General features: G+C 57.1%; 11 protein-coding genes. 4 read left to right on the top strand and 7 right to left on the bottom strand.

The features are described from left to right. Window positions 1-45: 45 nt before the first annotated feature. Window positions 46-1,311, bottom strand: a complete 1,266-nt coding sequence (locus VQ830_RS20055) for an ATP-binding protein (protein WP_337269919.1) — start codon at window positions 1,309-1,311, stop codon at window positions 46-48. Continuing rightward, entirely contained in the window at window positions 1,311-2,039 is a 729-nt protein-coding gene (locus tag VQ830_RS20050) for a response regulator (protein WP_337269918.1), read from the bottom strand. Before VQ830_RS20050 ends, VQ830_RS20055 begins: the two co-directional genes overlap by 1 nt. A gap of 210 nt (window positions 2,040-2,249) precedes the next feature. Between VQ830_RS20050 and VQ830_RS20045 the strand changes: the two genes are divergently transcribed. Both VQ830_RS20045 and VQ830_RS20040 read left to right on the top strand, forming a co-directional pair. After that, on the top strand, window positions 2,250-4,040 hold the full coding sequence (locus VQ830_RS20045; protein ID WP_337269917.1) for a thiamine pyrophosphate-requiring protein: 1,791 nt from the start codon (window positions 2,250-2,252) through the stop codon (window positions 4,038-4,040). Window positions 4,041-4,387: 347 nt separating this feature from the next. Next, a complete protein-coding gene (locus VQ830_RS20040; RefSeq protein WP_337269916.1) occupies window positions 4,388-7,669 on the top strand; it encodes a DEAD/DEAH box helicase in 3,282 nt (1,093 codons plus the stop codon). Between the two features lie 304 nt (window positions 7,670-7,973). Here VQ830_RS20040 and VQ830_RS20035 read toward each other — a convergent pair whose 3' ends face one another. The 5 genes from VQ830_RS20035 to VQ830_RS20015 all read right to left on the bottom strand — a co-directional run bounded on the left by VQ830_RS20035 (window position 7,974) and on the right by VQ830_RS20015 (window position 11,904). After that, window positions 7,974-9,185: a DUF2252 family protein gene (locus tag VQ830_RS20035; protein WP_337269915.1), complete on the bottom strand. Its 1,212-nt coding sequence runs from the start codon at window positions 9,183-9,185 to the stop codon at window positions 7,974-7,976. Between the two features lie 436 nt (window positions 9,186-9,621). After that, window positions 9,622-10,002 carry a DUF6481 family protein gene (locus VQ830_RS20030; RefSeq protein ID WP_337269914.1) on the bottom strand — a complete coding sequence of 127 codons (381 nt, stop codon included), beginning with the start codon at window positions 10,000-10,002 and terminating at the stop codon, window positions 9,622-9,624. Window positions 10,003-10,033: 31 nt separating this feature from the next. After that, the gene (locus tag VQ830_RS20025) at window positions 10,034-10,258 is read right to left on the bottom strand and encodes a hypothetical protein (RefSeq protein WP_337269913.1); all 225 of its coding nucleotides are present in this window, start codon (window positions 10,256-10,258) and stop codon (window positions 10,034-10,036) included. A gap of 119 nt (window positions 10,259-10,377) precedes the next feature. After that, on the bottom strand, window positions 10,378-10,587 hold the full coding sequence (locus VQ830_RS20020; RefSeq protein WP_204851974.1) for a cold-shock protein: 210 nt from the start codon (window positions 10,585-10,587) through the stop codon (window positions 10,378-10,380). A gap of 315 nt (window positions 10,588-10,902) precedes the next feature. After that, window positions 10,903-11,904, bottom strand: a complete 1,002-nt coding sequence (locus VQ830_RS20015; RefSeq protein ID WP_337269912.1) for a sensor histidine kinase — start codon at window positions 11,902-11,904, stop codon at window positions 10,903-10,905. Window positions 11,905-12,066: 162 nt separating this feature from the next. On the opposite strand from VQ830_RS20015, the gene VQ830_RS20010 reads away from it, so the two are divergent. Beyond that, the gene (locus tag VQ830_RS20010) at window positions 12,067-15,177 is read left to right on the top strand and encodes a response regulator (RefSeq protein ID WP_337270013.1); all 3,111 of its coding nucleotides are present in this window, start codon (window positions 12,067-12,069) and stop codon (window positions 15,175-15,177) included. Between the two features lie 142 nt (window positions 15,178-15,319). Further along, window positions 15,320-16,216: a LysR substrate-binding domain-containing protein gene (locus VQ830_RS20005; protein ID WP_337269911.1), complete on the top strand. Its 897-nt coding sequence runs from the start codon at window positions 15,320-15,322 to the stop codon at window positions 16,214-16,216. Window positions 16,217-16,445: the final 229 nt, after the last annotated feature.

Genomic DNA, 16,445 nt, shown 5'->3' with positions numbered 1-16,445 from the left:
CGACAGCTTTGTTGGCACGTCATTTCTCGACGCTTTAACGAGCTATCAGCTTGTGGCGTTTGCATCCGCGCTTTTGAACGAGACGATCTGCTCCAACCCATTCGGTTGTCGATTTCGCACAGTGATTTCACCCGCAAATCTGGTGACAATCTCCCGCGCGATGGCCATGCCGAGACCGGCCCCTGGAAAGGATTTCTGCCGTGCAATGTCGATCCGGAAAAAGGGTTCGAACACCTGACTCAATCGATCCTCCGGGATGCCTGGACCGGTATCGATGATCCTAACCACCGCGTGGTTACCGAGATTGGAAACGGTGATCGTCGCCGAATGCCCATGCGTTGCGGCATTGATTAGCAGGTTGCGCAATGCACGCGTTACAGCGAGCGTACCTGCGTTAATCGTCACATTCTCCAAATCGCCGCTCTTGACGTTCATATCAATCGCTCTGAGTTCCGTCACGATTGATAGGACTACCTCATCAAGCCTTACCGGTTGGAGACCGTCCTTGGATATTTCTTCACGGACGAGACCGATGGCACTGTCGGCTATCATGTCTAGCTCCTGCAGGTCAGCAAGCCACTTGGATCGCTCTTCATCGTCCTTGATAAACTCCGCACGCAGCCGCATTCGGGTCATCGGCGTCCGAAGATCGTGCCCGGCAGCCGCGACCAGTCGCATCCGACTTTCCGTAGCAGCCTTCACTCTGGCTGAAAGACCGTTGAGTGCCTGCGCCGTGGCACGCACTTCGCCCGGGCCGCTTTCCGGTATGTGCGGGAGTGTTCCGTCCGGATTAACGGCTGCCACCGCCTGTTCCAGGAGCCGCAATGGCTTCATAATTTTGGACGCAGCGAAGATTGAAACGAGGACGCTGCCAATGATGATAAGGCCAAGCCAGCCCACCAGGATCTTCCAACCATCCGGAGGTGGACCATGCGGTGGCATCGGCATGATCAGCCAGTTTCCGTCAGAGAGCTTTAGGGAGGCAGCCAATTCGTTCGGCGACCGGTGCGTTATGATCGCCTCGCGCATAATCGAAATGCGACGCAGCGCCTTCTTAAGACTTTGCGAAAGTTCTTCATCAATCGGACCATCGGCCGACATTGGGGCGACAGTCACCCCTGCAGATTCCGCCATCACTCGATCCTTCTCCGCGAAGGCCGCGAGAATGGCAAGTTGTTGAGCGGTTCGATCGATCATCAGATCCGGTAGAGGGCCTCGCATGACGAGGCTTGCTACAAACGAAGACGAAATGACGACCAGAACGATAGCAGTCAGCAAGAGTAGCGCAAGACGGGCACCAAGTGACCTCATCAATCGCCTCTTATGGCCGTGACCGGGACGACGAGCTGATAGCCGCCGTTGCGAACTGTTCTGAAGATGGGATCCTCCGCGGTTTCCCCCAGCTTGCGGCGCAGTCGACTCATTAAAACGTCGATAGACCGATCCGCCGGCTCGCGATCACGCCCCTGGGTCAGGTCAAGCAATTGATCGCGGGAAAGCAGCCGGCCGGCTCGCTCGAGGAACGCCTTCAGAAGATCGAATTCCGCACCCGTCAGCGCGATCACATTGCCATCTTCCCTCGTGACACGACGAAGTTGCGGATCAAGCGTCATGTCCGCAAATTGATAGCGCCTCTGCTCTGGTTCGGGGAACGAAGCTTCGTTTACGCGGCGCAATACGGCGCGGATGCGGGCCGCAAGCTCGCGCGGATTGAACGGTTTGCCAAGATAGTCATCGGCCCCAATCTCAAGACCGAGAATCCGATCGATATCTTCTTTCAAGGCGGTCAGCAAAATGACAGGAACACGCGGCCGGCGGCCCCGCAGGTCACGGCACAGGTCGAGGCCCGACCCATCGGGAAGCATGACATCCAGCACCAGCAGATCTGGTTGACGCCGGTTTAGCGCATCATTGCAACCGCGGAGATTGCTTGCTGTTGAAACGCGAAACCCCAGCTCCTCAAGATATCGACTGAGGAGCGACCTTATTTCGTGATCATCATCAACGATCAGGATGTCCGGTGCAGCGTTCGTGTTCATACGCCTCATTCCATTTTCTCAACCCTTATACAAATTATCGATTGCGTGAAAAGGTCGGTTTTGCGACGCCGATGCCGAACTTCAAGCGTAGAAACGCTGGTTTACAAAAATCTCGGAAATAGAAATGTTGAGAAACAAAATTTCTAAACCGGAACATCGGCACCCAGCCTGTCGTTGCGAGCGATATCGCACTGCTTCCAGGAGATTAAAATGGCGACGACGGTTGGCGACTTTATCGTAGAGCGGCTGTATCAATGGGGCGTCCGCAGAATGTTCGGTTATCCCGGCGATGGTATCAATGGGGTGTTCGGCGCTCTTAACCGTTCAAAGGAAAAGATAGAGTTCATACAGGCGCGACACGAGGAAATGGCGGCGTTCATGGCTTCCGCCTGTGCCAAATTCACCGGCGACCTCGGTGTGTGTATTGCCACTTCCGGACCGGGCGCAGCCCATCTCATCACAGGTCTTTATGACGCAAGGCTCGATCACCAGCCGGTGCTTGCTATTGTTGGACAACAAGCTCGTAGCGCTATCGGCGGCCACTATCAGCAAGAGGTGGATCTTTCCTCTTTGTTCAAAGACGTCGCCGGTGACTTTGTCCATCAAGCTGCGACGCCTGCTCAGGTTCGACACCTCATCGATCGGGCGATTAGGATTGCCAAGGCAAATAGAACAGTTACGGCTATCATTCTTCCAAACGATCTACAGGATTTGCCTTACGAAGAGCCGCCCCAGAAGCATGGGACAATTCATTCTGGAATTGGCTTCCGTCCGGCGCGCACCATTCCTCATGCTGGGGACTTGCAAGCTGCCGCCGACATTCTCAATCAAGGTGAACGTGTCGCGATACTTGTAGGCGCGGGCGCCCTTAATGCGACAGACGAAGTCATGGCCGTGGCGGATCGGCTCAACGCAGGTGCGGCAAAGGCTCTACTGGGCAAGGCCGTCCTACCTGATGACCTTCCATGGGTCACGGGCTCAATTGGACTTCTTGGGACGAAGGCCTCATGGGACTTGATGCGGGACTGCGACACGCTCCTGATGATCGGCTCGGGCTTTCCTTATTCTGAGTTTCTTCCGGAAGAGGGTAGCGTCAAGGCGGTACAGATCGACATTTCGCCGAGCATGCTGTCGCTACGCTACCCGATGGACGTCAACCTCGTGGGCGACGCTGGTGAAACACTGAAGGCGCTCCTTCCGCTCCTCATACAGAAAGATGAGAAGTGGCGAAAGACTGTCGAAAAGCATGTCTCTAAATGGTGGAAGACGCTTGAAGAACGGGCTCACGCCGAAGCGAACCCCGTCAATCCGCAACGTATCACCTGGGAGCTATCGTCTCGACTGCCAGATCGCGCCATCATCACAAGCGATTCCGGCTCCTGCGCCAACTGGTATGCACGCGACCTTAAAATACGACGGGGCATGAAAGCATCTCTCTCCGGCGGCCTTGCCTCCATGGGCGCTGCTGTTCCCTATGCCATCGCCGCGAAATTCGCGCATCCTGATCGACCTGTCATTGGCCTCGTTGGCGACGGGGCTATGCAGATGAACAACATGGCAGAGCTTATTACAGTTTCGAAATACTGGTCGAACTGGGAGGATCCGTGCTTTGTGATCTGCGTGTTCAATAACGAGGACCTCAATCAAGTCACTTGGGAACAACGGGTTATGGAGGGAGATCCCAAATTCGATGCCTCTCAACAAATCCCCAATGTTCCATATCATCGCTTTGCTGAATTGATCGGCTTGAAAGGGCTTTATGTTGATCGCCCTGAAAACGTCGGACCAGCCTGGGAGGAAGCCCTTGCTTCAGAGCGTCCGGTACTTCTCGAGGTGAAAACCGACCCGGAAGTGCCGCCGTTGCCGCCGCACATCACATTCCAGCAGATGCAGAAAATCACGCAAACGCTCGCAAAGGGCGACAGTCGTGAGATTGGCATCATCAAGGGCACTGCGCGACAATTGTTCGGGTCGTTTTGGCCGGGTGGCACGAGCGTGTGACACAGCAGGTACGCGGGCAATCGACGCGAATGCGTCATCACCGCGCTCCAACAAATTCCCACCGGGGACCTCGGTGAAGCCCGAATTTGAGCTCTGATCAGCGCACAGATTGTTTACATATGCATTTGAAATTATCAGCAACATCCAGTCTTACTGAGGGTCAAGTCCTTCACCGTGCCGAATGACGTAGCGCCAAACCGTACCAAAATGTGTCGCAACTGGCTGTAGAGTATGATGTCGGTTCCGTCCTTTGAAATCCATACGTTTCGAGGAGGGAACAAGCTGACGGCAGACTGGTTGTTGTGGACCGACATTCTTGCCGGCTTGAAACAACTTGCAGGGTTCCCGTGCGCGTCATCGAGTATCAGAACAAAGGTCCCTCCCCGACTCCTGCGGCGGAAGAACAGCAGCAGAGCAGAAGGCTGCCCGCTGGCTTCGTGGCAAGCAGGCTTGGCGCCTTGCTCCAACGGTCAGGCCAGTCGCTCTGCTATGTCGCACGAAGCGAGGGCGCGGCGGCCAGGATCCTGGATACCTTCGCCGCTCTGTTTCCGGAGCTCGACGTCATTTTGTTGCCCCCATGGGACTGTCTTCCGTTCGATCGGGTGGCACCTTCGCGCCACTGCATGGGAAGGCGAATGGATGCTTTGCGCATTTGGATGACGCCGAGCCGAGCGCCGAAACTGCTGCTGACCTCCATCGACGCAACATTGCAACGCATTCCGCCAGCAGAGGTCATCACCGATAGCCAGCTCGAACTCATAGTAGGCAAGCCTTTTAATCGGGACGCCTTCTTGGACTTCATCCGGCGGACCGGTTATGTCGAAGAAGGTGTTGCCGACGATCCCGGCGAACTCGCCATGCATGAGAGCGTGATCGACATCTACCCCGCCGGCGCACCTGGTCCGATGCGGATCGTGCTCGACGAAAATGACAGGGTGGAGGAACTGCGCGGATTTGACCGTCTTTCGCAGCGAACGGAAAGTACTCTCCCCAGGGTGGTGTTCGGACCTGCGTCGGAAGCCATCTCCAACGAAGCCATTGCGGAAGCCCCCGTCCCAAAATCGACGACCATGGAACAGGCGCTGATGCGCTATTATGACCAGATGCCGAGCCTGTTCGACATCCTGGGCGATGCCGCTCTAGTTTTAGCTCCAGACACTTCGGACAGGATCAGCCGTCATCTCGAGATCATCGAGGACGCCCGGCAGTCCCGGAATGCATTCGGTGAAGCGGACACCCACTCCTCTCGCTCACTTTATCTCGATCGGGCAGAATGGGACCGGAACGCCAACGCGGCTCCATCGGCCCCGCTAGATCTTGATCGTGGTGGCCATCTCCCTACGAACGCGTCGGAAACCGATCAGCGTATCGCGCTCATCAAATTCACGCAGGACTGTCTACAACGGGGACTGAAAGTTTTGGTCGTTGGCAGGGGCAAAAGCTCCGATGCGCTGTACCGACGCCTGACGAAGGCAGCCGGCGCAAAGACATCTCCCGTCGATCGCTGGCAGTCGGTTCTTGCAGCCGAGCCCGGCTCAATCCTGAAACTTGCCTGTGACTTAGATCAAGGCTTCATCGATACGACCAATCATATAGCCGTTGTGGTGGCCGCCGATGGGACGAGTGGGACCACCAAATCCCATTTGGTCCTGGCCGAGCCTGAACTGAGGATCGGCGATGTCGTGGTTCATGAGGATTATGGTGTCGGCCTCCTGAAAGACTTGGAGAGTGTCACCGTCGACAACGTCTCTCGTGACGCAGCACGCTTAGAATACCGTGACAAGGGCTCAGTTCTTGTTCCCATGGAAGAATTCGGCAAACTCTGGCGCTACGGTTCTGAGCCGGAGGCCGTGACCCTTGATCGGCTTCACACCGACGCCTGGCAGAAGAGGCGCGAAAAGATCGCATCCGATCTCCGGTCCACCGCTCGTCACCTTTTAGCGCTCGCAAAGCAGAGGCAGGAATTGAGGGCGGAAAGCTTCGTTGCGCCGCGCGCCGGATTTGCCGCTTTCACCCGCCGTTTTCCATTTGCTGAAACGGTAGATCAGGCTGCAACGATCAACGCCGTGCTCTCCGACCTTGCATCCGGCCAGACCATGAACCGCCTGGTGTGCGGCGATGTCGGCTTCGGCAAGACCGAAATCGCGCTTCGTGCCGCCGCTGCGGTAGCACTTGCCGGTGGACAAGTCGTCATCATCGCGCCAACGACTGTGTTGGCGCGCCAGCACTTTGCCAACTTCGAACGCCGCTTTGCAGGAACGGGCGTGGCGGTCGCTATGCTGTCACGTTTGATCAAGCCGAGAGAGGCAAAACAGGTGAAGGCTGGCATCGCCACTGGGGAGATTGGCGTCGTGGTCGCCACTCAGGCAGTCCTTGCGAGAGACGTCCGATTTTCTCATCTTGGGCTTCTGATCGTGGACGAAGAGCATCGCTTCGGATTGAAGGACAAGCAGGCGATGAGCGCGCTGGCGCCCGCATTGCATACTCTCACCATGTCGGCAACGCCAATCCCGCGCACATTGCTTTCCGCCATGGTGGGTGTGCAGGAGGTGAGCATCCTTACGACGCCGCCTGCCAGAAGACGACCGGTCCGCACGTCCGTAACCTCGTTCGACCGCGCGTCCATGCGAACAGGCCTGATGCGCGAATACCGCCGCGGCGGACAAAGCTTTGTTGTGGTACCGCGCATCGAGGATATCGAAGATGTCGAGGCCGTACTGCGCAAGATCGTGCCGGAACTTTCCGTGAAGGTTGCTCATGGCAAGATGCCGGCGGCAGCCATAGACGAAGCAATCGTCGCTTTTGCGGAGGGCGATGGCGATGTCCTGCTCGCCACCAACATCATCGAGAACGGTCTCGATGTCCCGCGCGCCAATACCATGTTCGTTTGGCGGGCCGAACAATTTGGGCTAGCACAGCTGCACCAGTTGCGCGGACGCGTCGGACGCGCTGGAGCGCAGGGCTTCGTAACCCTTCTGACAGAAGAGGGCACGGACTTCACCGAGGAAACGCGTTTACGACTCTCAAGCCTCGTGGAAAACGATCGCCTGGGATCCGGCCTTGCAATCAGCCTGCGCGATCTTGATCTGCGCGGCGCAGGCGACATCGCCGGCGAGGATCAGACCGGGCACATGAAAGCGATCGGTATCAGCCTTTACCAGAAGCTGCTGGCAGGAGCAGTCTCGAAGCTCCGCAAACAAGCTTCGGCGACACGGGAGCGCGCCACCGTCAACCTCGTTTCGACAGGTACGATACCGGAGGATTACATATCTGATGCGGCAGTGAGACTGAACCTTTATGCCAAGTTGCTGAGGACATCAGAACCAGCCGAAGTTGCCGACCTGCAAGACGAATTTGAGGATCGGTTCGGGGAGTTGCCTGAGGATGTTTCGATCCTGTTGCGCACGACCCGCCTACGGCTCGTCGCCGGACAGCTCGGCATTACGAGGCTTGAGGCCGGCCCGAAGGCACTAGCAATCACACCGACGGCAAAAACGCCTTCTAAGCTTATTTCGTCTTTTATGAAAAAGGCCGGAGGGGTTCGGCGAGAAGGCCGAATCGTCTTTGAGCAGGCAAATGTTACGGGTGCGGAGCAACTGCGATTCTTCGAGCGGCTGTTTGCGCTCTAAGGAAGACCGTGACTGGGACCTTCAGCAATCTAATGATGTGATGCCTGCGTATCACCGCGGACAAGCACGATGGCAAGCACCGCCCGCGTCCACAACCAAAAATGAGCCTGCGTCCTCGGGCGCGACTACGAGCTCCAATACAGGGGGCCCCAAAAGAAGACGCCTACAAGATACCAGCAACCGAGCGGTGAAAAGGGTTGGCGACAAACCCTAAAAAGATTACGGCCGATCTGCGCGCGAAAGCCTGATCCGCAATCGTCGGCCATCCTGCTGCTGCCTCGCCGGCCAGATTTCAGATTGGCGTTTAGGCGGCGTGCTCTTCAAAGGCATATCTTCGGCAGTGCTGCAGATATGCCGCTTCGTGAAGTGCGACTAGATCGACCACGCTGCTCCACAGCCAGGACGGCGCGTCCAAGGCAGGCGAACGGTTGCGCTTTATCTCGGTAAGCCAGGCGGCGCGATCGTCAAGCCCGAGCTGACGGGCATGTGCGATGCCAACGACATGCGCCAGGAATTCGGCAACGCTCAGCGCTTCGTCCCGTGTCAGGGTCTCAATCTCGAGCTTGAGGTCCTGTGGCATGAGCTCGCGAAGAAATACGGATTTGCCGAGAAACTGCGTACTGATCATCCGTCCGCCGAGAAAAGGTGAGATGTGTCGGGCGCCCATGACCACCCGCTGACCGTGATCAGCCGGCATGGCGGCGGCGGTGGCGTGGGGTGCCGCTGCCTCGATGGCTTCCTTGATGTCCATCAAGCAGTATCGGGCGGACTTTCCATGGCCAACTTGGACCAGAACGGCGATCCGCAGCCGCCCAAGCGAACTGCAGCCCTTGCGCCAGTAGGCAGCGTCCACGACCTTGACCTGATCATCCAGATGCGGATTGCGCAGCATAGTCACGAGCCTGCGGACAGCCTGCGTCTCAAAGAGCGCCTCCACGGCCTCGCGTTCTTCACCCGTAAGCGGCCAAAAGCGAGAGCCCAGGGGTATCACCGGCTTAATTCCTTCGATCCGTTCATCGGCCAGATGTTTCCAGGAACGACGTGAGGCCTCCCTCATGACGAGCCGGACCGTTTTCGGTACCGGCACCGTCTCGTTCGTCATTTCGCGATCGGCTTCGGGTGCGAAAGCGGCCTCGTAGCCGTCCATCATTCGCTCCAGCATAAGCGCCGTCGTCACGCCTGGCAGGTCCGAACTGCGGACGGCCATGGCAAGCGAGAGTGCGAGACGGACAAGATCATGCGCCGGATTGCCCACGACCGTCTGGTCCAGATCGCGGATCTGCACGGCAAGATCGCCAGACTTGCTCGCCACTGGGCCAAGATTGCCGACATGACAATCTCCACAGATCCAAACTGCGGGGCCCTCCGGGAGGCGGGTACGTTCTGAATTTTCCAGCCAATCGTAGAATCGGACGGTGCTTCCACGGACATAGGCATGCGCAGACGCTGCCATCTTGCGGTTCCGATCGGCAATAAGATGCTTCATTCGATCGGCGGGAGGTACGGAAATCTTCATGCAGGGATCCTGAGGCGGGATGCGGCTTCAGGCGAAGCCGGTAAGATGGAAATGAAGAAGGTACGAGAAGGGTTCCCACCGCGATGACGATCGCAGCCATTCTGTCGTTTTCCTGTCATGGAGATAAGGACGGTGATCGTATTCCAGGCGCAACTTGCGAGCGCTCTGTCGGCTATTCTCACCGCAGGTGTGACCTCTTCGCCCCCTCGCGAACCGCCACTTACCAAAGATCTCCACAATCGGGTGCCAGGGACTCTGCAGCTCGCATCACGCCGGAATTCGCGGAATTGCTATCTGCAGGTTGCGTTGCCCGCCTGCAGGTCGTTCGTTTTAGCACCATGCGAGGCTCCTCGGGAATAAGCAAGGTCGAGCGCGATTGTATATCACGCCTGATATGTTCAACATCCCCATCCACTCAAAGGTGGGCGCCTGGGCCTTAAGCCTGCCGAGCCTTGCGGGCAGCATATCGTCTGTCGCGTTCCGCCTTGCGGGCCGCCTCGTCTTCAACGACACGTGATATCCGTGCTTTTTCGGCGGCTTGTCGCGCCTCAATCTCGGCCGCAGCGGCTGCCTCAATGGCTGCCTGCTCTTGAGTCGCCAGCGCTTCGCGGCGGGTGCGCTCCTCGCCTTTCAGTCTGTCCCGTTCCGCACGACGCGCTTCGCGCGCTTCAACAAGCGAGGCGCGCTCAGCCTGTTTGGCAGCTTGTAATGGCTCTGCCGCCGTCTTTGCCGCGCGGTATGCTGTGAGAAGGGCCGCTTTGGCGTCTGCAGCAGCAGAACGTCGATCAGCGAGTTCGTTGTTTCTAGCGTGTTTCATTTTAATCTCCTGATTTTTGCGCGTGGGATGATCAGCTGGCCTTAGATCGTTTGGCAAGAACCGCCGATGCTGCAGAGAGCCGGTCGGCTTGCTCCTTCGCCAGTCGCGCTTCGCGCAGCCTCAGCGTCTTGGCATTACGTGACTGGACAACGGATTCGAGTTCCTCCACCGCATTGTTCTTGGCGAAAAATTCGGTCTGGAGATTTCCGAAGGCCGCCTCGGCCTGCTGGCGAGCTTTGCTGTACGTCTCTGTCAATGAACCTCCTCGTATGGCTTCAGGCCAAAATAAAAAAGGCCAGGCGAACTGCCTGGCCTCAAACTGATCATTGCTTCCGACAGTGCCAGTACATCCGTGGTCAAGGGAAGCAGAGATCGTTAGGCGGCCTGCAGATTGCAGGCAGACATCTTACCCGACTTTACGTCGCGCTCGAGTTCAAAGCCAATCTTTTGGCCTTCGACGAGTTCGCGCATTCCGGCGCGCTCGACAGCCGAGATATGAACGAAGGCATCAGCGCCGCCATTGTCAGGCTGGATGAAGCCGAAACCCTTGGTTGAATTAAACCATTTTACTGTGCCAGTGGTCATGATGAACCCTTTCAAAGCATAGAGTAAAGAACCGCGAAGCAGGGGCCACGCGGACGAGAACCGACTATTTTGAGAGGGAAGTTCGCTTAAAGCGCGGTGCCAATCGCGCGGTAGACAAAGCTCGGCAAGCAAAAGATCGATGATTGAGATTTAGGAGGAGGCCGGAGAAAAGTCAACCTCTAATCCTGAAAACATCGAATTATCATCTTTTGGTTGTGGCTACTCCTGAGGGTTGCGTTCGAGCATGAGATTGCTGGGGCGGACCAAGAAACTCACGAATGCAGAGCTTGATCCTACCAGAGCTGCAGCCCGGCCTCATCCCGAGAGGCTGCTTTCGTCCATCCTGATGGTGACTACCACACCGCCATCCATCCAGTCATAGCCGATCGATCCACCTAGCTGCCCGGAAACGGTTCTCTGCAGCAGTTTACTTCCGTATCCTTCAGGCGCTCTTGGCTGCTGCTCCCCGTCGCCGTTATGCTCGTTCCAGACGATCTCGACTTTGTCTTCGACCAGCGTACCGGAGATGTCGAGCAAACCCTTATCATTGGAGAGTGCGCCATATTTCAAGGAATTTGTAGCCAGCTCATGGATGACCAAAGCAAGGCCGGTTGCTGCCTTTTCCCCTAGACCCATGCGCGGAACCGCAACGCGGATACGGCCAGCAAACGCTCCGACATCATCATATGGTGCCAGAAGAACGGTGAAAAGGTCACCCAGCAAGGCAGCTTTCCCCTGCCCATCGGGAAGTGGCCGCACCAGCTCGTGCGCACGACCAAGGGCAGCTAGCCGCTGTGTCAACTGCTTGGCCATTTCCTCTTTCGTATCGGTTGACCGCGATGTGATGGTCGTCAAGCCGGCTGCCAGGGCGAGCAGGTTCTTGACGCGGTGGCTCATTTCGCCTGCGAGCAATTCATGGCCTTCCTCAGCCTGCTTGCGACCGGTGACATCCAAAAAGATACCGGTCATCTTTTTGGTGGCGGCATCGCCTTCATTGCCTTGGCCTCTGGCGGAGATCCATCGAACGTCGGACGCGTTTGTCAAAATCCGGAAGTCAATTTCGAATGGGCCATCGATACCCCTGGTCGCATTGAATGCCGCCCGCACCCGATCTCGGTCCGCCGGATGCACCTTCGCGGACAGGTGCTCAAACGTTAGGTTCGCTTCCACGGAAATGTCGCACAGCTCATAAGCCCTTGTATCCATCACGAACGTGTCGTCATCGATCACCCAGGTCCACAAGGCGACCCCTGCCGACTTGATCGCTCGCCAAAGCTCCTCGGTCGTCCATTCCGGCTGTGGCTTAGCCTGGCTCATTGCCGTCTCTCTTCAATCCGATGCGAAAACTGTCAGTAATCAAGAACTAGCGGTCTAGACAAGCGTTATCAATGGCCTAAGTGGGCACTGCAATTTCCCGGTGAAAGTGTGATGACGGCAATATCGGATCAGTATCAGGATATATTCGTCGGTGACGGCGAAATGGCGCAACTGATGCGCCGTCACGACTGGGACAACGACCCGCTCGGTCGACCGGATCGTTGGCCGGAGGCACTGAAGGTGGCGATCAGGCTTTTGCTGACCTCCAAATTCGAGATGTGGCTGGGCTGGGGTCCAGACATCGCGTTTTTCTACAATGACGCCTATCGTCCGACACTCGGAAACAAACATCCACACGCGCTTGCGGTGCCGACGAAGATCCTGTGGGCCGAGATCTGGGATGATGTGAAAGGCCGCCTTGCCACAGTCTACGAGACCGGCGAAGCGACGTGGGACAAAGCGCTTCTTCTCATCCTCGAGCGTCATGGCTATCCTGAGGAGACCTACCATACCTTCTCTTACAGCCCCCTGATGGGAGATGGCGGCGAGGTCGAAGGTGTTTTTTGCGCCGTCACTGAGGAAACCGAGCGGGTCATCAGTGAGCGCCGGCTCGCGACAATGCGCTACCTGGCCTCTGGACTTGCCGCGGTCGACACACGAAGAGGCGTGTTTGGCGCCTCACTGGACGCATTGAATCAAAACCCCCAGGACCTCCCTTTCAGCGCGCTGTACGTCTTTGACGAGAAAGGCAACGCGAGGCGCCAGTGGATATGTGGAGCGTCTGAGGACGTCGCGCTGCTCCCGCCAGAGATACGCCGCGGTGTCGGCGTCTGGAACCTCGAGCGTGCCTGGGCAGAGCAGGCGGTTGAACTGGTGGACCTAACGACCGTGAGGAACATTCCCCCCGGGCCCTGGCCGAAACCGCCGTTTCAGGCAGCGGTCGTGCCTTTGATTGGGCAGGGCAGCGACCAACCCAAAGGTATCTTGATCACCGGGCTCAATCCTTACCGTCCAGTCGGCGAGGAATACCTTGACTTCCTCAAGCTGATCGCAGGTCAAATCACCTCGCGGCTCGCGAGTGCGGAAGCGTTCGAAACCGAACAGCGAAGGGCAGAGGCGCTCGCCGACGCCGCAGAGATGCGGGAAAAGGCAGCCGCTGCTTTGGAGCAACTCAATCGCCAGCTTGCATCTGAAGTCGAGCTACGAACCACAGAGCGGGATCGCATGCGGGCATTGTTCCAGCAGGCCCCGAGTTTTATGTGCATTCTCAGTGGTCCCGAACACATGTTCGAACTTGTCAACGATGCCTACCTGCAACTGGTGGGGCATCGACAACTCATCGGTTTGAGCGTGCGGGATGCACTTCCCGAAGTGGCCGAGCAAGGCTTCTTCGAACTGCTTGATGACGTGTTTCAATCAGGAAAACCCTATATCGGTCGTTACGTGCCGGTGTTCCTCCAGCGTGCAGGTAGCACCGACCCCGATAAGCGGTTCGTCAACCTGATCTATCAGCCCATTTTCGATCCGGGCGGCAAGGTCACAGGCATTTTCGTTGATGGCTTCGATGTTACGCACCAGAAGCGTGCCGAGGATCAGCTTCAGAGCCTTAACCACACGCTTGAACAGAAGGTTGAGCAACGCACGCAGGAGCTTAGGGCCGCCCTTCTTGAGCTCGAAAAAGAGACCATCGAGCGAGAGAATGCTCAGATCGCCCTAAGGCAGGCACAAAAAATGGAGGCTCTCGGCAATCTGACAGGCGGCGTCGCGCACGATTTCAATAATTTGCTTCAGGTCGTGAGCGGGAACCTGCAGCTTCTATCAAGGGACATCGACGGCAATAGTCGGGCAGAACAACGCCTTAATAACGCTCTTGCCGGCGTCGCGCGCGGCGCGAAATTGGCATCGCAGCTTTTAGCGTTCGGTCGCCGGCAGCCGCTTGAGCCGAAGGTCGTCAATGTCCGCCGGCTGACCCAGAGCATGGACGATATGCTGAGACGGGCATTGGGCGAAGAGATCGAGCTCGAAACGGTGGTTTCCGGCGGCCTGTGGAACACGTTGATTGACCCTAGCCAGTTGGAGAATGCCATCTTGAATTTGGCAATCAATGCTCGAGACGCCATGGAGGGCCGCGGAAGGCTAACGATCGAGACGGCGAACGCGGTACTCGATGACGATTATGCGCGTTCACACGAAGACGTGCGCCCTGGTCAATATGTTCTTGTTGCGGTGACCGATACCGGGTCCGGTATACCGCCAGAGATCCTAGAGCACGTCCTAGAACCGTTCTTCAGCACGAAGACGGACGGAAAAGGCAGCGGCCTGGGTCTCTCGATGGTTTACGGCTTCCTGAAGCAGTCCGGTGGACACCTCAAGATCTATAGCGAAGTCGGTCACGGCACGACGATTAAACTCTACATGCCGCGCACCATGCAGACAGAAGACACCCTAACCGACGTTAGCGCGATCTTGGTGAAAGGTGGGACAGAAACTGTGCTCGTTGTGGAGGATGATGATGGCGTTCGCGAAACGTCGGTCGCGCTCCTAACGGATCTCGGTTACCGCGTTCTCAAGGCCAACGATGCCCAGTCGGCTTTTGCGATCGTGAACAGTGGGGTGCATATCGATCTGCTGTTTACAGACGTCGTCATGCCCGGTCCCATGCGCAGCACAGAACTCGCGCGAAAGGCCAAGGCGGTCCTTCCTGACATCGGGATCTTATTCACCTCGGGCTACACAGAGAATTCGATCGTCCATGGCGGTCGATTGGATGCCGGCGTAGAACTCCTGTCAAAGCCGTATACCCGCGAGGCATTGGCGCGAAAAGTGCGTCACGTTCTCAGCAATGCGCAGCAACACAAAATAGCTGTGCAACGCCTGGAGCGCCACGAGGTACCAGCCGCAGTCGAGCCCGAGCGGCAAGAAACAGGGAAGACGCGTATTTTGATCGTAGAGGATGAGCCCCTGATCCTCATGTCAACGGTGGATATGGTTGAGGAGCTGGGTCACACCGTTCACGAGGCGAGCTCGGCCGAAGACGCACTTGGCGTTTTGGAAACCCAGAGAGTGGATGTTTTGCTGACGGACGTCGGCTTGCCGGGGATGTCGGGCATCGATCTAGCACGACGGGTTCGGGAGCGTTGGCCGGATGTGCGTATCGTGTTCGCGAGCGGCGACGACAGCGCAAAATCCGCATCCGGTATCACCGATGCGCGTCAGCTATTAAAGCCATTTGCTATCGATGGCCTGCGTGAAGTGCTAAGCTTGAACGATTAGACCGCTTGCTTGGGTCCTGAGGCCTTATCGTAATCATTTCAATGGAGTTTTGCTCGCGACAACAGACAAAGGCTGTTTGCAAAAGGATGTCGTCGCAGACTATAAATCTACATCGATCATGATGAGCTAAAACGATATCCCAATGACATTTGAGCAGCTTACCATCTTCGTCGCTGTTGCGGAGCGCGAACACCTTACGCAAGCTGCTGAGGCGATTCACCTCACTCCGTCGGCGGTCAGCAGCGCGATTAAGAACCTTGAAGCCTATTATCGCGTGGAACTGTTTAATCGTGTCGGTCGGCGCATCGAACTCACGCAGATCGGGAAGACCTTTCTTGTCGAGGCCAGAGCCACACTCGCTCGCGTGCATTCGGCCGAATTGATGCTATCCGAACTTGGTGGGCTTCAACGTGGGCGCCTGACGCTGTTCGCCAGCCAGACGATCGCAAGCTATTGGCTTCCCCAGGTGCTAATGCGATTCCGCCGTCAATATCCAGGCATTGATCTCGACCTCACCATTGGCAATACGCGAACGGTCTCTGATGCCGTCATCGAAGGTCATGCAGAGCTAGGCTTCGTTGAGGGTGAACTCGCCTCTTCGGCATTATCGTCGAAAGTGGTCGCAGAGGACGCGCTCGTGATCGTCGTGGCGATTGACCATCCATGGGCCAGTGGGCGACGCTTGTCTCCTAAAGAACTCATCTCCGGCAGCAAATGGGTTATGCGTGAGGAAGGATCGGGGACTCGGTCCGAGTTTGAAAATGCGATGGAAAAGATGGGTTGCTCGCGCCGCGACTTGCAGATTGCGCTGGCACTTCCTTCCAACGAAGCAGTCTTGTCGGCAATAACTGCCGGCGATTGCGCCGCAGCCATTTCGAGCGCTGCCGCCGATCTTTACCTGCGACAGGGATCGCTTGCTAAAGTCGCCTTTGACCTCCCGGTTCGGCAGTTTCGTTTGCTCAAACATAGGGAGCGTCGTGCCAGCAAAGCCGCACATGCGCTTGAAGCAATGTGTCATTCGCACATGGATGCGCGGTAGTCCCTCGACCCTTGGACGGGCGGTGTCCCGTCAATGGTCTTTTCGGGTTTGACTTGCAGCCGCGCTAATAAGCTCACCAATATAGGCTGTCGGGGTGACTGATGCGGGTGCTCTTGAGCTGCACGCTTAGCAAGTTCAAAATCAAAGATCATAGGGTTGCCTCGACCTGGGGTATTGGAATTTCCCCGTTGCCAAGCAACCGTCATGCCAGGATGCGTCACATCCCGAC

It is taken from the genome of Oryzifoliimicrobium ureilyticum, assembly GCF_037199735.1.
GTDB lineage: Bacteria > Pseudomonadota > Alphaproteobacteria > Rhizobiales > Rhizobiaceae > Rhizobium > Rhizobium ureilyticus.
Note: the sequence above shows the minus strand (reverse complement) of the source record. Positions and strands in the feature narration are given on the sequence as shown.